This is a genomic window from Candidatus Villigracilis sp. (genome assembly GCF_057083605.1).
Genome location: NZ_JBXMTI010000095.1, coordinates 1 through 18,598, shown reverse-complemented (window position 1 = coordinate 18,598; position 18,598 = coordinate 1). Strand labels below are relative to the sequence as shown.

18 protein-coding genes are annotated in these 18,598 nt (G+C 49.6%); 17 read left to right on the top strand and 1 reads right to left on the bottom strand.

The annotated features are described in order from the left end of the window. The first annotated feature begins 31 nt into the window (after positions 1–31). The 17 genes from AC14M5_RS13745 to AC14M5_RS13665 all read left to right on the top strand — a co-directional run bounded on the left by AC14M5_RS13745 (position 32) and on the right by AC14M5_RS13665 (position 17,679). The gene (locus tag AC14M5_RS13745; RefSeq protein ID WP_484030245.1) at positions 32–2,398 is read left to right on the top strand and encodes a glycosyltransferase family 4 protein; all 2,367 of its coding nucleotides are present in this window, start codon (positions 32–34) and stop codon (positions 2,396–2,398) included. Continuing rightward, on the top strand, positions 2,313–3,254 hold the full coding sequence (locus tag AC14M5_RS13740) for a glycoside hydrolase family 130 protein (protein WP_484030244.1): 942 nt from the start codon (positions 2,313–2,315) through the stop codon (positions 3,252–3,254). Before AC14M5_RS13745 ends, AC14M5_RS13740 begins: the two co-directional genes overlap by 86 nt. Positions 3,255–3,302: 48 nt before the next feature. Next, the gene (locus AC14M5_RS13735) at positions 3,303–3,800 is read left to right on the top strand and encodes a CarD family transcriptional regulator (protein ID WP_484030243.1); all 498 of its coding nucleotides are present in this window, start codon (positions 3,303–3,305) and stop codon (positions 3,798–3,800) included. Between the two features lies 1 nt (position 3,801). Further along, complete coding sequence (locus AC14M5_RS13730; RefSeq protein ID WP_484030242.1) at positions 3,802–4,059, top strand: hypothetical protein; 258 nt, start codon at positions 3,802–3,804, stop codon at positions 4,057–4,059. A 199-nt stretch (positions 4,060–4,258) separates the two neighbouring features. Then, positions 4,259–6,058: a sensor histidine kinase gene (locus AC14M5_RS13725; RefSeq protein WP_484030241.1), complete on the top strand. Its 1,800-nt coding sequence runs from the start codon at positions 4,259–4,261 to the stop codon at positions 6,056–6,058. Beyond that, positions 6,055–6,690 (top strand): response regulator, encoded by a 636-nt coding sequence (locus AC14M5_RS13720; protein ID WP_484030240.1) that lies wholly within the window; start codon positions 6,055–6,057, stop codon positions 6,688–6,690. Before AC14M5_RS13725 ends, AC14M5_RS13720 begins: the two co-directional genes overlap by 4 nt. 161 nt (positions 6,691–6,851) lie before the next feature. Next, positions 6,852–9,122 (top strand): beta-propeller fold lactonase family protein, encoded by a 2,271-nt coding sequence (locus tag AC14M5_RS13715; protein ID WP_484030239.1) that lies wholly within the window; start codon positions 6,852–6,854, stop codon positions 9,120–9,122. 92 nt (positions 9,123–9,214) lie between these two features. Beyond that, the gene (locus tag AC14M5_RS13710; RefSeq protein WP_484030238.1) at positions 9,215–9,901 is read left to right on the top strand and encodes a hypothetical protein; all 687 of its coding nucleotides are present in this window, start codon (positions 9,215–9,217) and stop codon (positions 9,899–9,901) included. Positions 9,902–9,962: 61 nt separating this feature from the next. Next, a complete protein-coding gene (locus AC14M5_RS13705) occupies positions 9,963–10,595 on the top strand; it encodes a hypothetical protein (RefSeq protein WP_484030237.1) in 633 nt (210 codons plus the stop codon). A 94-nt stretch (positions 10,596–10,689) separates the two neighbouring features. Next, positions 10,690–12,171, top strand: a complete 1,482-nt coding sequence (locus AC14M5_RS13700; RefSeq protein WP_484030236.1) for an SBBP repeat-containing protein — start codon at positions 10,690–10,692, stop codon at positions 12,169–12,171. Positions 12,172–12,244: 73 nt separating this feature from the next. Continuing rightward, entirely contained in the window at positions 12,245–12,919 is a 675-nt protein-coding gene (locus AC14M5_RS13695; RefSeq protein ID WP_484030235.1) for a hypothetical protein, read from the top strand. A gap of 103 nt (positions 12,920–13,022) precedes the next feature. Next, the gene (locus AC14M5_RS13690) at positions 13,023–14,513 is read left to right on the top strand and encodes a hypothetical protein (RefSeq protein WP_484030234.1); all 1,491 of its coding nucleotides are present in this window, start codon (positions 13,023–13,025) and stop codon (positions 14,511–14,513) included. A 135-nt stretch (positions 14,514–14,648) separates the two neighbouring features. Continuing rightward, a complete protein-coding gene (locus AC14M5_RS13685) occupies positions 14,649–15,449 on the top strand; it encodes a hypothetical protein (protein ID WP_484030233.1) in 801 nt (266 codons plus the stop codon). Beyond that, on the top strand, positions 15,446–15,856 hold the full coding sequence (locus AC14M5_RS13680; protein ID WP_484030232.1) for a hypothetical protein: 411 nt from the start codon (positions 15,446–15,448) through the stop codon (positions 15,854–15,856). The genes AC14M5_RS13685 and AC14M5_RS13680 overlap by 4 nt, the downstream gene beginning before the upstream one ends. Further along, positions 15,853–16,671 (top strand): hypothetical protein, encoded by an 819-nt coding sequence (locus AC14M5_RS13675; RefSeq protein WP_484030231.1) that lies wholly within the window; start codon positions 15,853–15,855, stop codon positions 16,669–16,671. Before AC14M5_RS13680 ends, AC14M5_RS13675 begins: the two co-directional genes overlap by 4 nt. A gap of 9 nt (positions 16,672–16,680) precedes the next feature. Beyond that, complete coding sequence (locus AC14M5_RS13670) at positions 16,681–17,163, top strand: DUF2306 domain-containing protein (RefSeq protein ID WP_484030230.1); 483 nt, start codon at positions 16,681–16,683, stop codon at positions 17,161–17,163. A gap of 129 nt (positions 17,164–17,292) precedes the next feature. Next, on the top strand, positions 17,293–17,679 hold the full coding sequence (locus AC14M5_RS13665; protein ID WP_484030229.1) for a response regulator transcription factor: 387 nt from the start codon (positions 17,293–17,295) through the stop codon (positions 17,677–17,679). Between the two features lie 8 nt (positions 17,680–17,687). Here the strand turns inward: AC14M5_RS13665 and AC14M5_RS13660 are convergent, their stop codons facing one another. Beyond that, positions 17,688–18,329 carry a CBS domain-containing protein gene (locus tag AC14M5_RS13660; RefSeq protein ID WP_484030228.1) on the bottom strand — a complete coding sequence of 214 codons (642 nt, stop codon included), beginning with the start codon at positions 18,327–18,329 and terminating at the stop codon, positions 17,688–17,690. Positions 18,330–18,598: the final 269 nt, after the last annotated feature.

Here is an 18,598-nt window from a genome sequence, read left to right as displayed (position 1 = left end):
AACAACAGGGGTGTCTGGAAGGAAAAGTTATATGGATAAATCAACCCATTCGATCATCAAGCGCATTGCCTTCATAGGCAATTACATGCCGCGTCAGTGCGGCATTGCTACATTCACCACTGATCTATGCGAGGCGCTTGCAGATGAATACAAAGGCACGGCATGTATCGCTCTGCCTGTCAATGATACCGAAGCAGGTTATGAGTACCCGTCACGAGTTCGCTTCGAACTGACCGAGAAGGATATTGAATCCTATCGCCGAGCCGCCGATTTTCTGAACATCAATAACGTGGATATGGTCTCTTTGCAGCATGAATATGGCATCTTTGGGGGAAAAGCAGGCAGTTATATCCTTGAAATTCTGCGCGAATTGCGCATGCCTGTTGTTACCACCTTGCACACGATTTTAAAGGATCCCAATGCCGACCAGCGCCGCGTGCTCGAGGAGATCATTTCGCTCTCAGACCGTGTGGTTGTGATGAGCGAACGCGGAGTGGAATTTCTAAAAAGTATTTATCATGTTCCTGAAGAAAAGATTGACCTGATCCCGCACGGTATTCCCGATGTGCCATTCGTAGATCCAAGCTTTCATAAGGATCTATTTGGAGTTGAGGGGAAAAGCGTCTTACTAAGCTTCGGCTTGCTCTCAGCAAACAAAGGCATCGAGAATGTTATATCAGCACTCCCTGCCATTTTGGCCAAGTATCCAAACGTGGTGTATATCGTCGTCGGCGCAACGCATCCGCATGTCATACAGAACGAAGGTGAATCGTATCGCTTATCCCTGCAATGGCTGGCCCATGAAAAGGGAGTGGAAGCAAATGTTATCTTTTATAACCGCTTTGTCAGCTTGGAGGAACTTGTCCAATTTATCAGCGCGTCCGACATATATATCACTCCATATCTCGACGCGGCACAGATCACGTCTGGTACATTGGCCTATACTTTGGGTGCAGGAAAGGCTGTCATCTCCACACCTTATTGGTATGCAGAGGAAATGCTGGCAGATGACCGCGGAGCATTAGTGCCATTTAGCGACCCACAAGCCTTAGCCGAACAAGTGATCGATCTGCTAGGTAATGAGTCAAAACGTCATGCCATGCGGAAGCGCGCTTATCTTTTTGGTCGCGATATGATATGGCCGCAAGTTGCCCGCCGTTATATGCAGACCTTTGAACGCGCCCGCGCTGAACGCCGCCACTTTGCACAGGCCGAGTTTGCCGTCAAGGCGTTGGACAAGCGCGCAGGTGAACTTCCTCCTCTTAAACTGGATCACCTGCATCATCTCACGGATGATACCGGCATATTCCAACACGCCATTTTTACGATACCCAACTATAGCGAAGGTTACACAACAGATGACAATGCCCGTGCCTTGATGATTAGTGTGCTTTTGGAGGAGTTAGGCAACAAGGAAGCCACAGAATTGGCGACCCGCTATCTTGCATTTACCTGGCATGCCTTCAACACGAAAACAAGGCGCTTCCGTAACTTTATGGATTATCAGCGAAATTGGCTGGAAGAAACCGGTTCGGATGATAGCCATGGCCGCGCTTTGTGGGCGCTGGGTGTTGTACTGGGCCATTCGAATACCCCAACCCTACACAATATGGCAGGGCGAATGTTTCAGCAATCGCTACTTTCAATTCTCGAAACAACCAGTCCGCGCGCCTGGGCTTTTGCACTGATTGGCATTCATGAGTATTTGCAGTTGTTTGCCGGTGATCGTCGTGTCAGTCAGGTGCAGGAGGAATTGGCAGGTCGGTTGCTGTCACTTTACAAGGATAACAAAGAAGAGGGATGGAACTGGTTTGAGGATAAGCTCACCTATTGCAACGCAGCGCTATCTCATGCCATACTATTGAGCGGCCAATCCATACCAAACCCCGAAATGACACTTGTGGGCTTGGAGTCTCTAAGTTGGCTTGCCGAATTACAACATGCAGATACGGAAGGAAAACATTTCGTTCCCATCGGCTCCAACGGCTTTTATCCACGAGGCGGCGAACGTGCCCGCTTCGATCAACAACCTGTGGAGGCACAAGCGATGGTTTCAGCCTGCCTTGAAGCTCATCGAATTACCGGGGAAAAGAGCTGGCACACCGAAGCCCGACGCGCTTTCGAGTGGTTCCTCGGGCGAAACGACTTGCACCTCCCAGTCTACGACCCAACTACGGGTGGTTGCCGCGATGGTTTACATCCCGACCGAACGAACGAGAATCAAGGTGCAGAATCCACCCTCGCTTTTCTCCAATCCCTTTTGGAATTAAGGTTAGCGGAAAATATTGATCAACCCAAAGAGCATATTCATAATGAACAAATATCCCTCGGACCTATTTCAACGGCACAAACTCAACCCCATTCTGACAGCCGCGAATTGGCCGTACCAAGTCAATAGCATATTTAATCCCGGTGCCACGTTGCTGGCTGATGGCACCACTCTGTTGCTCTGCCGTGTTGAGGATCGACGAGGTCATTCCCATTTATGTGCTGCACGTTCAGCGAATGGTATCGATAACTGGCAGATCGATTCCAAGCCTACTTTTATGGCTGACCCGGAACGCTATCCAGATGAATTATGGGGTATTGAAGACCCACGCATTACTTATGTTCCTGAGTTGGGCCAGTACGCCATCGTTTATACCGCCTATGCAAGCGGTGGGCCGGGCGTGGCTCTAGCATTCACCAAGGATTTCATCTCCTTTGAGCGCTATGGTGTGATCATGCAACCAGAGGATAAAGATGCAGCGCTTCTGCCACACAGAATTAATGGTCACTGGGCTTTGATTCATCGTCCAGTCGGTCCGGCCAGCGCACATATGTGGATATCCTACTCTTTGGATCTGAGCAACTGGGGCGGGCACAAGAAGATCATGGAAGCCCGTCTCGGCAGTTGGTGGGATGCGAATAAGATCGGTCTTTCCCCGCCGCCAATTGAGACTTCACAAGGCTGGCTGGTGATTTATCATGGCGTGAAGCAAAATGCCGCTGGCTCAATTTACAGATTGGGTCTTGCTCTATTTGATTTGAATGAACCGGAGCTTTGCTTGAAACGCGGGGACGAGTGGATATTCGCGCCCGAAGAGCCATATGAGCATCATGGGGATGTGGACAATGTTGTTTTCCCGTGTGGATACACTATCGCATCTGACGGTGACACCATCCGCATCTATTATGGCGCTGCCGATACAAGTATAGCCATGGCCACAGGAAGTATTCGCAATTTACTCCAATGGTTGGAAGAACACAGTTAATGAACAATCACTTTTACTGTTCCCATCGAATTTGTACAGGAGGTACTCATGAATTTTCACGAAGGTGATCCAGTTATGCACTGGACACATGGATTTGGGCAAGTCGTCCGACTTGAGGAGCGGGATGTCTCCGGGTCAAATATCCTCTACTATGCGGTCCAGATACGAGATATGACGGTCTGGGTTCCGGCGGATGATAAGTTGGAAAGCCGGTTACGGTCTCCAAGCCCAGAGTCCAGATTTAAGAAGCTGCTTGCCATTCTATCTAGCCCGGGTAAACCGCTCCCGGAAGATAGGCATGAACGTCGAACTCGCCTGTTGGAACTGCTTAAAGATGGCCGCACAGAATCTCTGTGTGAGGCGATCCGCGACATTACCGCCCATCAGAAGATCAAGTCACTGAACGACAGTGACCAGACACTCCTAAAACAATCGCGGAATACTTTGCTTGGGGAATGGGGCTTCGTTTTGTCTGTTACCCATGCGCAAGCGGAGCTTGAGCTAAACCGTTTGCTCGCCCCCGACGTGCCTGAGATTAAGGAGTAACATGCTTTCAGAAGATAAACAGATCATTCGTAGAGTATTGGAACGCTATGTACAAACGGGCAGCACCAGTGATGAACAAGTCAAGGTGACCTGCCTGCCTATGAACAAGAACAGCCATGTCGAGCAGATTGGGGAAGACGGGCGCATCATCCTGCTTGATGAATATCAGTTGGATGGTAAAGTTATCTGGGCAAGCTACAGCCTGCGCAGCAAGACGGTTTACTTCAGCCTGAAGGGCATCCCTGAAAAGTCAGCTTGAGGGATGGGCATAGAAATATGCAGTGACGACCCCTCATAATCTTTGAGAATCAAAACTGGACAGATAATGCCTGTCCAGTTTTGATTCAGGTCGTTTGAGAAAAAACTTCATAGCCAATATGGGTGAATGATATGGAAAACATTTCGTTTATAATTCGGACATTATGCACAGTTTTCATATTGATAGCTAGAAAGACAAATTGGAACAAACCTTCCAACCTCTACCTCTTCCAAAACAGGATATTGCCGATGCCATCCGCCAGGTTGACATCTTGCAGCGCGTCATAGTTTCGATCAGCAGCGGCTTGGAATTGGAACCACTGCTGTCAAAAATTCTTGACGGTGCTGTATCCCTGATGCAGGCCACACACGGGACAATAGGCCTGGTCGTTGACCTGATGGATGGGCCATTGATCCGCACTGTGGCAACTTACAATATGCCTGAAGAGGAATTGGGCGCTGAAATGGCATCCGGCGTGGGGCTGGCTGGGTATGTATTAAAAGAGGGGAAAACGATTCGACTGGGTCGATATGGCGACCTCGAATATCCAACATTACCTGAATTAGCTGAACATTCCGTGCTAGGTGTGCCAATCCGTTGGGGCGACAAGATGATCGGTTTCTTCGGCATTGGTGCCGAATCATCACATCAATTCAATGAGCGGGATGCAGAGACTCTGGAGCTATTCGGCAAATATGCGGCCATTGCCATCCATAACGCGAAGCTGTTTGAGACAAGCGAACACGCACTGGATGAGATGCGCCTGCTCTACGCAACGAGTCAGCGCATCAGCCTGGCCGGTGATGTGGACGAAGTGGTCTCTGCCTACCTGGACCAGGTCGCTGAGCATGGGCGTTATATCTGTAACGTTTGCCTGTATGAATTCGATGCACAAAATCAACGCACCGCAGTTGTGGTGCGAGGTCGTTGGACTCCCGATGGAGGTTCGCAGCGCATTGAAGAACGCATCCCATATTCACATGATGCGCTTGATCCCCTGTTGGACGCTGGTCAGACCGTGACCATTAGCGATGTACGTATCGACCCACGTGTCACTGCATATTTGCGTGAGATGCAGGAGGAGTCAGGGCGTCTTGCATTGGCGATGTGCCCATTGATGGTGCGCGGACAACGTATTGGATTGGTCGTTCTTAGTTACCCCGGTGCTCACAAATGGACCGAAGTCAGTTTGTGGCCCTATCAGGCAACAGCCGTCCAATTGGCAACGGCCATAGACAGCCGTATGCAGCAAGGATTACTGTATGAACGCGCCCAGCAACTGGCTGTATTACAGGAACGTCAACGGTTGGCCCGTGAGCTGCACGATTCAGTTACGCAGTTGATCTTCAGTACCACGCTGATCGCTCAATCCATTGCTCCAGCCTGGAAACGTGATCCGATTGAAGGCCAATCGCGTGTGGACCGCTTGTTGGAACTGAGCCAGACCGCGTTAAGAGAGATGCGTTCCCTACTTTTCGAGTTGCACATCGGGGATGATAAAAAGAGTGAGGTCACATCCACTTTGACAGGCTCAGAACGAATCCATCGATATGGTCTGCTGGAGGCATTACATCTTCTGGCCGTAGATTTTTCCAACGAGGGTATCCATGTAAAGATTGAAGCTCAAGACTACCCGCCCACCTACTTCACCGTGGAAAGAACGGGAGACCTTCGAATTAAGCCAGTGATCGAAGAAAGTATCTATCGCATCACCCAGGAAGCGCTCAATAACGCCATCAAACATGCTCATGCTCATCAAGTCATTATTCAGTTGAATGCAAGCAAACCTAAAGAATTGTATCTTTCCGTTAGTGACGATGGTGTAGGGTTTACACCTGGAGTTGATGGCATCAGGGAAAAACCTGGAGAAGGAGGATTTGGAATGAATACCATGCGGGAGCGTGCCGAAGCCATTGGCGGCCAGGTACGAGTCATTTCATCACCAGGGAAAGGGACAATCGTTGAAGTAACCATTCCCATAAAGGATGCCGAAATATGAGCCCCATCCGCGTTATGATCGTAGACGATCACGAAATTGTCCGCGAGGGGTTGCAAATTTTATTGGCTGAAGAAGTCGAGTTCGAGGTGGTCGGAACAGCCAGTGATGGTGCAACTGCGCTTACATTAGTTGAGCAATTGAATCCTGATGTGATCCTGATGGATTTGGTCATGCCCGATATGGATGGGATTGAAGTTACACGGCGTATCTTGGGCCGCCATCCCTCGGCACGTGTGCTGATCTTAACCACCTTCGCTGAAGATCAACGCGTGCTGGATGCGATTCGAGCCGGGGCAATCGGCTATCTGCTTAAGGATGTACTTAAAGCTGACCTTTTGCGTGCCCTTCGCGACACGGCAGCAGGCAAGGCATCCCTGCATCCCGAAGCGCAACAGCATCTAATGCGCCAGGTAGCCGAAAGTGAAACGCTGCCATTACACTCAAGCCTCACCAAACGTGAAGCGGATATTCTACGTTTGATCGCAGACGGGCGCAGTAATAAAGAGATTGCTTTGGCACTGTCCCTCACTGAAGGAACTGTTAAAGGTTATGTAAGCATAATATTCGACAAATTAGGCGTTGCAGACCGCACGCAAGCTGCGCTGTATGCCGTGAAGCACAAGCAAGTTTAGAAGATACTAACTTTCGTTTGCACGCTCTCCTAACTTTGGTTAGCCCATTTGGCTAACCAATTTCATTTTAATTACTCCCCTGCGATAGTTGGATTATGGTGTATTGTCGCTTATTCTTAGAAGAAGGTAAAAATATTGATTTATCGGTGGAAGGAGAAGCCATGAAACTGACTCGTTTAATTGGTTTTGTAATAACGATGGGGATATTTCTAATTTTAGTTGCCTGTGGTGGAGGCGCTACCCCTGCTGATGGAGGAACTCAAGCACCAGTATCAAGCTCTGGTCAGATCGCGAAGAATTCCAGTTCTTCCAGCCCTATTGCCATCAGTGATGATGATGCGCTTTTGGTTGTAGTTAACAATCTAAATGATAGCGTTACGGTCATCAACGTGGCAGGTGATGCAAATACAAAAGTGGCAGAAATTACTGTGGGAGATGAGCCACGCACGGTTGCCATCATGCCAGATAAAACACGCGCATACGTCACCAATCAAGCCAGCGCCAATGTATCTGTGATTGACCTGGCGTCCAATCAAAAGACTCAGGATATTCCAGTGGGCGTAGAGCCTTACGGTGTTGCCCTTACCCCAGATGGAAGCAGAGCCTATGTTGCCAACTCAGCGTCCAATACCGTTTCAGTCATTGATACGGCCAGCAATGCAGTTGTCGCCACTATTAAGATTCCTGGCGTTCAACCTCGCGGTGTTGCCATAACTAATAACAACGGTGGAACCGGTCAGCAGTTTGTTTACGTCACACAGTTTTTGTCTCAACCGACTGCATCGGGAAGGGTTAACCTCGATCAAGGCAGTGAAGGCAAAGTCTTTGTTTTATCCACCACGGATGATGCGCAAATTCAGGGCGTGATCACGCTGGCCGCTCATGACACTGGTTTCGCCGCAGACCGAACAAAATTTGGTGGCACGGATGCAGACCCCACGTTTGCATATCCAAACCAACTCCAGGCTATCGTGCTTAAGAACGGGCGCGGTTATCTGCCGAACGTTGCGGCTTCACCTGAAGGCCCAGTCAAATTCAATGTTGATACCCAGGCATTCTTGTCTGTCTTTGATGTTGCAGCTAAAACTGAATTATCAGGCGGAACCATTAACTTACATGCTGCTGTTAAAGCACAAACCTTTAAGCCCAAACTCTTTGTTGCAAATCCCTGGGCTATTGCCTTCAAACATACAAGCAATGATGGTTACGTTGTATCGGCGGCCAGTGATGTTCTGGTCAAGATCACTCTCGACGACAACGGCGTTCCAAGTGTTGTGACAAATCCAGCCGAAGGCGATACAACTCGCGTGGTTCTTATTGATGTCGGCAAGAATCCGCGCGGCATTGTCATCAACAATGCGGATACACGCGCTTATGTGATGAATTACATCTCGAAAGATGTTTCGGTGATCGACTTGACCGCTTCACCCGAAGCCGAGCTTGCTCGGGTCTCGTCAGCAGATTTACCCGCTGCTGGTTCGGATGGAGCCAAATTCCTGCTGGGCAATGAGTTGTTCAATTCATCCCGTGGCGAATTCGATGAGGGTGTTGCTGAACGCCTATCCAATGAAGGTTGGCAGGCTTGTGCCAGTTGTCATCCTGATGGCTTGAGCGATGGTGTCGTATGGGCATTTGCATCGGGGCCGCGCAAGACCGTTCCACTCAACGGCACATTTAGCATTGCGAATCAAACCGGTGACCAGCGCATCCTTAACTATTCAGCAGTCTTTGATGAAGTGGAAGATTTTGAGCTAAACATTCGCGGTGTATCAGGCGGACAGGGACTCATCGTGCTGGCCGGCACCACCGATCAAGATCCAAATGTAAAAGCCTTTGATCCGCCCAGTACGGGTCGAACACAACTGCACGTCAATGGCATCGCGGCCTGGGATGCAATCGTCGCTTGGACGCAATCCCGCATCCCTTCGCCTGTTTCACCATATAACGGCGTTGACCCCAATAGCGAATTGGGCTTACAGATCGCACAGGGCAGCCAACTCTTTGTACAGGCCAATTGTCAGGCTTGTCATGGCGGGGCCAAATGGGCAACCAACCAAGTTGACTTCGCACGTTCATCTCCTTTCCAAGAGACGATCACTCCCGGTGTCGATCCAGAACCGCCTCTTGGTCAATTGGCGCGTTTCCTTCGTCAGGTAGGCACATTCGACCCGGCCAATCCATTGGAAAAAACTGCCAATAATCAGCAGGCATTGGGCCAGCTTGGATTCAATCCGCCTTCATTGCTAAGCATCTACGCCTTCTCTCCATATCTACATGATGGCTCCTGCCTCACTCTGGAGTGTGTATTGGAGAATCAAACTCACCGCGATGCTGGTGGCGTAACCGGAGTATTAGATGACGCAGCCGCTCGCGCCGCGCTCGTACAATTCCTGATCTCAATTGACGCATCCACTGCGCCAATCAGCCCATAGATTTTTTATGACTCACCTTGCATAACTTCCATGGGTGCATTAGAGACAGAGCAAGGTGAGTTACACCTTTTTTTGAAAAGTAAGGAGAAAATGTGAATCGACTGCAGTTTATAAGTATTTTATTGGCAGTACTTTTGGGCCTCACAGCTTGTGGCAGCGCCTCAACTTCAACAGACTCGGCGACTTCCAATGAAAAAATGGTTGAGTATGTCGGTGAAATTCCAGAAACTGATCTGTATGTTGCCATTGCTGTTGACTCTACGGGTGATGTACTGGCTTATGTCTGTAATGGCATGGGCATTGACTATCTCTTTCGAGGCTCAGTGCAGGCGAATGTGGTCAATTTAACTTCTGAGGCTGGGCAAGCCAATTTACAAGCCAGCATGGATGGCGAGGGTTTCACTGGCACTTTTTCCGTTGATGGAAAGGCTTATCCCTTTGTGGCTGGCCCTGTGAATAATTATGGCGGTTTGTATCACATTACTGCATTGACCGAGTTTAATGCTGAAGGCGTGTCACTAGGCGGCGCGACGATCACGATGAATCTGACGCCTGATAAAGAGCGTCTCCAGGTTCAAGTCATTACACCTGATGGACAAACTCTAAATTCTGATAAAGCCTGGCCGGATGATCATGATCACCGCGAACCAACAGAGTACAGTGAAGCCTGGTTGATTTCTTTGAACGATGGACGCGCGCGCGGAGGTTATATCAAGAGCAGCCTTCAGGCTAAAGTGAAATATCTTGATGCGTATTTTGACCCAATCTGTCCTCCGTAAGTTCGAAAAAATATTTATCGTTGTCGGTGGCTACCAAGCTAATGATACAAGGAGACTTATCATGTCAACTCGAAAATTGAAGAACCTTTTCATTAATAATAGATTGATTTACATGGCAATCGCATTAATACTGATTCTCTCTGCTTGTGGAGGTCAATCAACTTCCGCAGGGGCAACATCCTATATCGCCACATTAGACGGCGCACCCGCCAGTGCCCGTGTTGGAATCGTGGTTGAAGATGGCAAATTCAAAGCCTATGTATGCAGTCTGGATGATGCTTTCAATTTGACATCGGCGCGTTGGTATGAGGGCAAACTTGATGCAAATGGCAGCTTCCAACTGGTGAGTACAGATGGCGTTGAATTGGCAGGTTCGATCCAGGGTGATCAGTTTACAGGCACGCTGACCAACATTGATAACGTGACCATGGTCTTTAGCGGAACTTCAGTTCCTGCAGGCGGACCAACTGGTCTTTATCGTGGAACGGGGCAGTATAACAATGAAGAAGTGATCGTAGGTTCAGTGATTTCCGCTGATGGCTCGTTCGCGGCTACTGCACAATACAATGGCCGATTTGAATTCGTCACACCTATTGCCGCTGAGCCTGTTCAGCTCTCGGATAACACTTTAGGCATTAAGCTTGGACCAAATGGCGAACAAATAACGGTAACTCTCGTGACCACATTGAAGTAGGAGAACATTCAATGATGGATATGCTGGATATGCGGTTGAAAATAATAAACTGATCTTTTCTTCTACTCTCAGGGTTTCTTATAAGGAGTCAATATTGTTTACTAAGAGGTTTTTCCGAGTACCCTTCTGTCTTGTGTTTGTGATTGTTTTCTTCTTAACAGGCGTTCTACCTGTGCACGCTGATTCGTCAACCAGTCCGCTTCATACCACCTTTGAATTCCTGGATATTGGCTACGGCATCACCACAGACTCAAACGGTAACGTTTATACAGTAGGGACATTTGCAGGCGTCGCAGACTTCGACCCCGGCCCAGGGACAGCCAACCTGACCAGCGCGGGAATTGATGACGTCTTCATTTCCAAGCTGGATAACAGCGGCAATTTTGTCTGGGCTAAGAGTATGGGTGGGACAGACCGTGATTTGGGCGTCAATATCGCCTTAGACTCAAATGGTAACGTTTATATAATAGGGAGCTTTAAAGGCACTGCTGACTTTAACCCTGGCACGCATGTCTCCAACCTGACCAGCGCGGGAGATCAAGACATCTTCGTTTCCAAGCTGGATGGCAACGGCAATTTTGTCTGGGGAAAGCGCATGGGCGGAACAGGCGCTGATTTTGGTACAGATATCGCCGTAGACACAAATGGCAACATCTGTATAACTGGGGCCTTCAAATCTATCGTCGACTTTGACCCCGGCGCAGGCATAGTCAACCTGACCAGCGCGGGAGATCATGACATCTTCGTTTCCAAGCTGGATGGCAATGGCAATTTTGTCTGGGCAAAAAGCATGGGTGGTAGTCAATACGCTGATATAGGCACAGATATCGCTGTAGACTCAAGTAATAATGTGTATACGACGGGATACTTTGCGGGGTACTTTGGGTCTACCACCGACTTTGACCCTGGGGCAGCCATATTCAATTTGACCAGCGCGGGGAGTAACGACATCTTCGTTTCCAAGTTGGATGGCAATGGCAACTTCGTTTGGGCAAAGAGTATGGGCGGGCCCAGCTATGATATTGGCTCTGGAATCGCGCTGGATTCAACTGGCAATGTTTATACGACCGGGGATTTTGACGACGCCACTGCAGATTTTGATCCCAGCACGCGCATCACCAACCTGACTCATGCAGGGGCCTCCGACATCTTCGTTTCAAAATTGGATGGCGACGGTAATTTCGTCTGGGCAAAAAGCATGGGAGGAACGGACAATGATTATGGCAATGACATTGCCGTAGACAAAAGTGGCAACGTTTATACAACGGGACAAACTGGATTCCCCCTCGACATCTTTGTTTCCAAGTTGGACGGCAGCGGCAACTTAGTCTTTGCAAAGAGTATGGGCGGAGCGAATCATGATATTGGCTATGGCATCGCTGTAGACAAAAGTGGAAATATCCATACGACAGGGTACTTTCAAGATACTGCCGACTTTGATCCCAGTCGTGCAACGGCTAACCTGACCAGCGCAGGAGGTTTCGACATCTTTGTTTCCAAGTTGAGTAGCAACAGTAGCTTCGTCTGGGCAAAGAGCATGGGTGGGACGGGCTCTACTCCGCCCCCGTTCCCCTAGCATCGACTGTGCCAATCAGTCCATCGAATTTTACGAACCCTTAATCTCTTATTGATGATACGCAAGGAAAAATATGAATCAGAATCGTTTTATAGGTAGTGTATTTATATTGATTATGTTTATAGCTCTGGCAGCCTGCGGCAGTAACGCGCCAGCCACTAGCGTCTCGACCGAGAGCGTGGTTGAGTATGTCGGTGAGATTCCGGGGACCGAATTCTTTGTCGCCATTGCTATTGACTCAACAGGCGATGTGCTGGCTTATGTCTGTGACGGTATGGGCACGGACTTCCTTTTTCACGGCGCAGCGCAGGCTGACGCACTAAATCTAACCTCCGATGCAGGGCAGGCCAGTTTGCAAGCCAACATGCAGAGTACGGGATTCGCTGGCACTTTTTCCGTTGACGGAAAGACTTATTCATTCACGACTGTTCCAGTGAAAGACTACGGCGGCCTATATCGTGTAACAGGATTGACGGAGTTCGAAGCCGAAGGCAAGTCACAAAGCGGTTCGACCATCACGATAAATCTCACACCGGACAAAGAGCGTGTTCAAGTGGCGGTGACTACAACAGATGGCGGCACTCTAGGCTTTGACCATCCCTGGCTCGCAGGCCATGAGCATCGTGAACCAACAGAATACAGCGAATCCTGGTTGATCTTTTTGAACGATGGCCGCGCTCGCGGAGGCTATATCAAAAGCAGCCTGGAGACTGGCAAGAAACACATTGATCCGATCTGCCCTCCATAGGTGCGAATGCAATGATGAGGCATTACTTTGTTACACACTGTTCGGCAGGGTTTGCCTTGCAACAGTTGAGCTATTTATGAAACAAGCGATAGGAGAGTGAGCCATGAATAATATTTTGAAAACAAAAACATCAATCCGATCTGCACATGTTATCTTGCTTACAGTTTGCCTGATACTGGCATCTTGTGCATCGCCTGCACCAACCGAAGCCCCTGTTGAGCAGCCTGTGGCTACTGAGGCAGCAGCTGTCACATCGCCGCCTCAAGGCCCAAGTTTTAGTGTGATCGGGGTTATCAACCGTGACACAACACAAGCCGCACAAAACCCATCATTGGTTCTTGGCCCCAACGGCTTATGGGTCACCTGGGCTGAGAACTCATCTGGCAATGTCCGTCAGATATTCGTCAGCGAGTTGGTTGACGGGGCATTCCAGGCGCGCGGCTCTTCATTAAATATCCATGTGAATGCAATAGGTGATTTTCCAACCATCACCCTGGCAGGTGAGAATAATGCTGTGCCCTGGGTAGCCTGGGCAGAGCCAAGCCCCGGCTTCAACAATGTCCCCCAGGTGTTCGCGAGTCGATTCAGCGCAGACACCAGCCTCTGGCAGCAGGCTGGCCAGGATCGGGGTGGCGGAGAAGCGAGCATAAATCTAGATACGAATGAGCCCGCTTCACATCCATTTATTTTCTCTGGCTCCGCTACTCCAGGTCAACCGCCTGTTCCCTGGGTTGCCTGGGAAGAGCAGGCTCCCAATTCGGCTTTCAGTCAGATATTTGTTTCCAAAGGTGTGAAAGATGAAAGCGGCGACCCGGCCATCATTGGCGGATTCAAATGGGAAACAGTCGGCAAGATCATTGCTGATGGTCTGCCAACTTTAAGTGTGGATCGATTCCGCAACTCACTTCATCCTACCGGGGTCTTTGCCGAGACAGCCAATTCAGTTCCCTGGGTGACCTGGCACGAAGCCGACCATGATCGCCCCAGCCGAATATTCACGGCGCGCGGCGTTGCGGATGCAAATGCTCCCGGTGGTTTCAATTGGATCAACGTCCCCGCCTGCCAGCCGGATGAAACCGCTTGTGCTTTGAACATCAACCCGCTGAAAGATGCAAAGGATGCATCCATGGCGGCTGGCAGTTTACTGGCCGGAGAATCAACCGTCCCGTGGATTGCATGGCCTGAGATCGGCCAGAACGGTAAGTGGCAGATCTTCGTCTCGCGGCTTGATACAACCACACGCAACAGTTTTGTACAAGTAGGCGGCAGCCTCAATGCGGACCCGAATCATGATGCACGCACGCCGATCATTGTCTTCGTTGGGAATGTACCATACGTGACCTGGCTTGAGGATGATGGTGCGGGAACGTTAAGTGTTCAGCTCCGCCATCTCGCCTCCGATCCACAGACAGGCACATGGGCATTGGATACTCCCTCCGGTGGCTTTAACTTTGATGCCGTCCTTTCGGATTTCGGCCTCAACGCTGTGGCTTCCAACGATACCCTCTTCATGGCGTGGACTGAGGGTGACCCCGCTTCCACAGCCGCCCAAGTGGTTATCGGCGCACTAACAGTTGGAAGTGGACAACCCTAATTTTTTTCGACTTTTCCAAATTGTGTCACCCTGAGCGATAGCGAAGGGTCTCTAGCACTGACAAACGAGACCCTTCGTTCGCGAAAAACGCTCCATCAGGGAGTCACCTTGAACTAAAATTAAGGAGTTAAACCCATGACACCTGTAACTCGCGGTCAAAAAATATACTTTGCCGCAGTGGGCCTGTTGGCTTTATGGGTTGGCATCTGGGGGGTTTTTATTCCAGAGCATATAGATAAAGCGATCCCATGGTTGGTGCCGCCCTTGCATGCCCGCTTTATCGGAGTCATTTATCTCTCCGCAGTGATCCTCATGGCCGCTTCAATGATGGCACACCATTATGCAGAAGTGTGGTCGGCAGGTTTTATCGTCTCTGCATGGACAGGCATGTTGTTCCTGATCTCGCTCTTCTATCTGAGCGAGTTTGATTTCAGCCGAGGCCCTGTTTTGTTTTGGTTTGGGGCCTATATCCTTTATCCAATAATCGGTTTTTGGTATACCTGGACTCACCGCAATGCACGCAGCGAGTCCACTGGCTCAAGCTTGCCAGGCTGGATTCAAAAATATTTCTTCATTCAAGGTCTTCTCTTCACCATACTTGCACTGGCTTTGTTATCAGCACCAGAATTAATGGTGAATGTTTGGCCCTGGAAAGTTACGCGGATGTTGGTTCAAATTTATGCGGGGCCGTTTTTGGCTTATGGCCTCGGGAGTTTAATGCTCAGTCGTCAGCGGACCTGGCTCGAGGTCCGTATTGTAGCGATGGCATCTCTTCTACTTACTGCCGGTGTGCTTGTCGCATCGATTATCCACCGTTCGCTTTTCTCTGCTTCAAACATATCCACCTGGCTCTGGTTTGGAGGCTTCGCACTTGCAGCACTGATCCTTGGGGTGCTGGTCATGCGCGGTAAAAACTATATGGGAGATTCAAAATGATCAAACAGCCTGCCCGTCTTTACACAGCGGTTTACGGTTTTCTGGGCGTGTTTCAAGCCACGCTTTCATTTGCTTTTTACTTCTTTCCAATGCTGGATCAAGCCATCCCCTTTTTGCAAGCCATCCCTCACATGATCCCCATCCACTCAACGCTGCATCTTGTGACCTCGATACTGGCAATCGCAATTTTTTATCGAGGCGGCGAACGCGGCGCCTTTTGGTTTGCTTTTGGTTTCGGTCTGTTTTACATGGGTCTGGGTTTAGCAGGATGGCTCAGTGGTCAACAATTGGGATTGGGACTACAGCCGTTCGACCATCCCTTTCATTTATTTTTAGGCTCGCTGGCTCTATTAGCCGCCCTGCCAACTATCTATCATTCGATTGCTATGAGAAAGGTTGCGTCATGAATGCACAAGGAACCCCTATTGCCTGGCCCCTGCGAACCTGGTTGGCAGTGGAAGTGCTCTTCGGTATTGGTGCCGTATTAGCGATTGGCGTCTCTCCAGCAGATACACAGACGAATTTCGCCTGGCCGATTCAACCCGTCGTAATGGCTGCTGTGCTCGGTTCTCTTTATGCATCCTCTGCTTTGCTATTCCTGCTTCCCTTCTTTGCCAAACGCTGGGAAATGATTCGCGTCATGATCCTGCCAACTGCCATCTTTTCTACCGTCCAATTGGTGGCAACCTTTCTTCATTGGGATAAATTCTCAATTGGCATAACGCCTTTTTATGTTTGGTTTGCCAGTTATCTCTTACCGCCGCCAATCTTTGTCGCCGCGTACTTGTGGCATCAACGCCGGGCGGTGCCGCAAAACAATCAATCAGATCAGCCTTTACCTGTATGGCTGCGCTGGCTGTTTATCATCTGCGGCAGTTTGTTAGCATTGGGCGCGCTTATCGTCTTTATTTTTCCAAACGTGCCGATACCCATCTTCCCCTGGCAATTGACTCCACTCACAGCCCGTTCGCTATGCGGTTGGATTATGATCCTGGGAGTTCTAATGATCGGCATGGTTCGCGAGAACGACAAAGCACGCGTCCGCCTCGGGACCCCCATCCTGATTCTGCTTCTGCCAACTCTCCTCATACAAATGGCTCGTTATGCTAATCAAGTGAATTGGGCAAGCCCCACGTTGTGGATTGGATTGATTCTTGCCGCTGTTTTAGGGCTGTGTGGATTGTATTTGGCAATGGGTAGTTGGAAGCAATCTCTAACCTGAGGTGAATAAATGCCAGGGCTAACCGCACTTGGAGTGTTTCATACGGCTTTTGCGCTTGTGGCATTGTTCTGCGGGTTCATTGAGCTGGTTCGGCATAAGGAGATTTCTCCCCAAAATCGATTGGGACAGGCCTATGTTTTGTTGACCGCGGTAACTGCCGCCACCTCTCTCGGGATTTATCAACACGATGGCTTTGGACCGCAACATATCCTTGCCATACTCACTCTCGTGGCATTGGGAGTCGGTACCCTGGGAGCGCTCACAACGTGGTTTGGACGCGCCTCGCGGTATGTTCAAGCCATCAGCTACTCCAGCACCATCCTCTTTCATTTGCTTCCAGCCGCAACAGAGACGTTGACTCGCCTGCCGCCTGGAAATCCTCTGGTGGCTTCTCCCTATGAACCTGTCTTGAAGACTGTATACCTTTTGTTGCTTGTGGCATTCCTAATAGGCTTGGCGCTTCAGATAAGATGGCTGCGTACTTTATCGTGATTCGCCGAGCGTTTGCAATAAGGAATGTTCTTCATCAGCGCCGTTGAGATCACGACTCATCTTCATGCCCTTGTCGCCTCCTAATTTCCACAAACCTATGCTTGGCACTATCCATTGAGGATTATGTAAATGCGTACCTCGCAAGGCACCCATCGCATCTTGATTGTGGACGATTCTCAGGCTGTACGAGAGAGCCTGGGCTGGTTACTGCGAGACGAATCCAGTTTGACACTGGCAGGCGAGGCAGCCAGCGGCTCAGAAGCGATTCGGCTGGCCAGGAAATTGAAACCAGATGTTGTAATTCTCGATATTGAATTACCTGATACGGATGGATTTTCTGTCACCCAACAACTCAAGGCTCTACCACATCCACCCCTGGTAGTTCTACTTTCCATTCATAGCGATGCCGTTTCAAAACAACGCGGCGCACTGGCTGGCTGCGATGCCTTTGTAGAAAAGGGAACCAGTTGGCCAAAACTGCTGGCAGTGCTGCAAAAAGTTTTAAAAGTTTCGTAGTGGCGGGGTCAGCACCGTCTCAAATCCACAAACTTCACAATCACTTTCGATAACGCCTTCTTAACATCTTCCATTTTCATTTCAGCCACCTTGAAGGTGACGATAACTGTCTTCGCATCGGCGCCAGAGAATTGCCCAAAGGAAATAAAATTCCCACCTGCATCCGCAATGGCTTTGGTAATCTTCGCCAGTTGACCCGGGTGATCCTCCGCCACAGCCGTCGCGCGGATTCCAACAGTGCGTGCGCCCATGAATTCAAGAAAGATTTTGAATAGATCAGTCTCGGTGATGATGCCAACGACTTTGTCAGCTTTCATCACAGGCACGCCGCCAATCTTGTTATCTGCCATCAGGCGCGCAGCTTCTTCGATGGGTGTATCGGCTTGCACGGTTAATACTTTGCGCGTCATCACTTCATTGACCGTGATCTTGCTGAGCATATAGTTCATTTCCCATACGCTCAAGCTTGTGACTTGCGATGGGGATGCGTTCAACAAATCCTTGTCCGATATGATGCCAACCAGCTTGCCATCTTTCAGCACAGGTGCACGGCGGATATGTTCCTTCTTGAACAATGCCAACGCATCGTGAATGGGCATATCTCGTGTGATCGAAATAACAGGGCGGGACATTCTTTCGCCGACTAACATGGGATGCCTCCTAAATAAATAATGTCGCTGCGAGGCGCTCTCGTATTTTTCCGAAGCAGTCTCCCAATTACAGCAGATTGCTTCGTCGGGAAGAGCAAGAGCCCTCCTCGCAACGACATATATAAACTACTATCTTTGTGACCTTATGGACGAATCAATTAAACATCGGACAAATCGCGGCATAGCCGTAGCGTTCTAGAAAGGAGCTTTTGAAAGCAGTCGAATTCAACTGGTTCAAGAAACGATCAGCTAGTTCAGGGAGCCGTGCT

Bases quoted from the DNA above. Each gene is read 5' to 3' on its own strand.
- AC14M5_RS13740 (WP_484030244.1), top strand. From the start codon at position 2,313: ATGAACAAATATCCCTCGGACCTATTTCAACGGCACAAACTCAACCCC.
- AC14M5_RS13695 (WP_484030235.1), top strand. From the start codon at position 12,245: ATGAATCAGAATCGTTTTATAGGTAGTGTATTTATATTGATTATGTTT.
- AC14M5_RS13715 (WP_484030239.1), top strand. From the start codon at position 6,852: ATGAAACTGACTCGTTTAATTGGTTTTGTAATAACGATGGGGATATTT.
- AC14M5_RS13745 (WP_484030245.1), top strand. From the start codon at position 32: ATGGATAAATCAACCCATTCGATCATCAAGCGCATTGCCTTCATAGGC.
- AC14M5_RS13660 (WP_484030228.1), bottom strand. From the start codon at position 18,329: ATGTTAGTCGGCGAAAGAATGTCCCGCCCTGTTATTTCGATCACACGA.
- AC14M5_RS13675 (WP_484030231.1), top strand. From the start codon at position 15,853: ATGAATGCACAAGGAACCCCTATTGCCTGGCCCCTGCGAACCTGGTTG.
- AC14M5_RS13735 (WP_484030243.1), top strand. From the start codon at position 3,303: ATGAATTTTCACGAAGGTGATCCAGTTATGCACTGGACACATGGATTT.
- AC14M5_RS13705 (WP_484030237.1), top strand. From the start codon at position 9,963: ATGTCAACTCGAAAATTGAAGAACCTTTTCATTAATAATAGATTGATT.
- AC14M5_RS13670 (WP_484030230.1), top strand. From the start codon at position 16,681: ATGCCAGGGCTAACCGCACTTGGAGTGTTTCATACGGCTTTTGCGCTT.
- AC14M5_RS13685 (WP_484030233.1), top strand. From the start codon at position 14,649: ATGACACCTGTAACTCGCGGTCAAAAAATATACTTTGCCGCAGTGGGC.
- AC14M5_RS13680 (WP_484030232.1), top strand. From the start codon at position 15,446: ATGATCAAACAGCCTGCCCGTCTTTACACAGCGGTTTACGGTTTTCTG.
- AC14M5_RS13665 (WP_484030229.1), top strand. From the start codon at position 17,293: ATGCGTACCTCGCAAGGCACCCATCGCATCTTGATTGTGGACGATTCT.
- AC14M5_RS13720 (WP_484030240.1), top strand. From the start codon at position 6,055: ATGAGCCCCATCCGCGTTATGATCGTAGACGATCACGAAATTGTCCGC.
- AC14M5_RS13730 (WP_484030242.1), top strand. From the start codon at position 3,802: ATGCTTTCAGAAGATAAACAGATCATTCGTAGAGTATTGGAACGCTAT.
- AC14M5_RS13690 (WP_484030234.1), top strand. From the start codon at position 13,023: ATGAATAATATTTTGAAAACAAAAACATCAATCCGATCTGCACATGTT.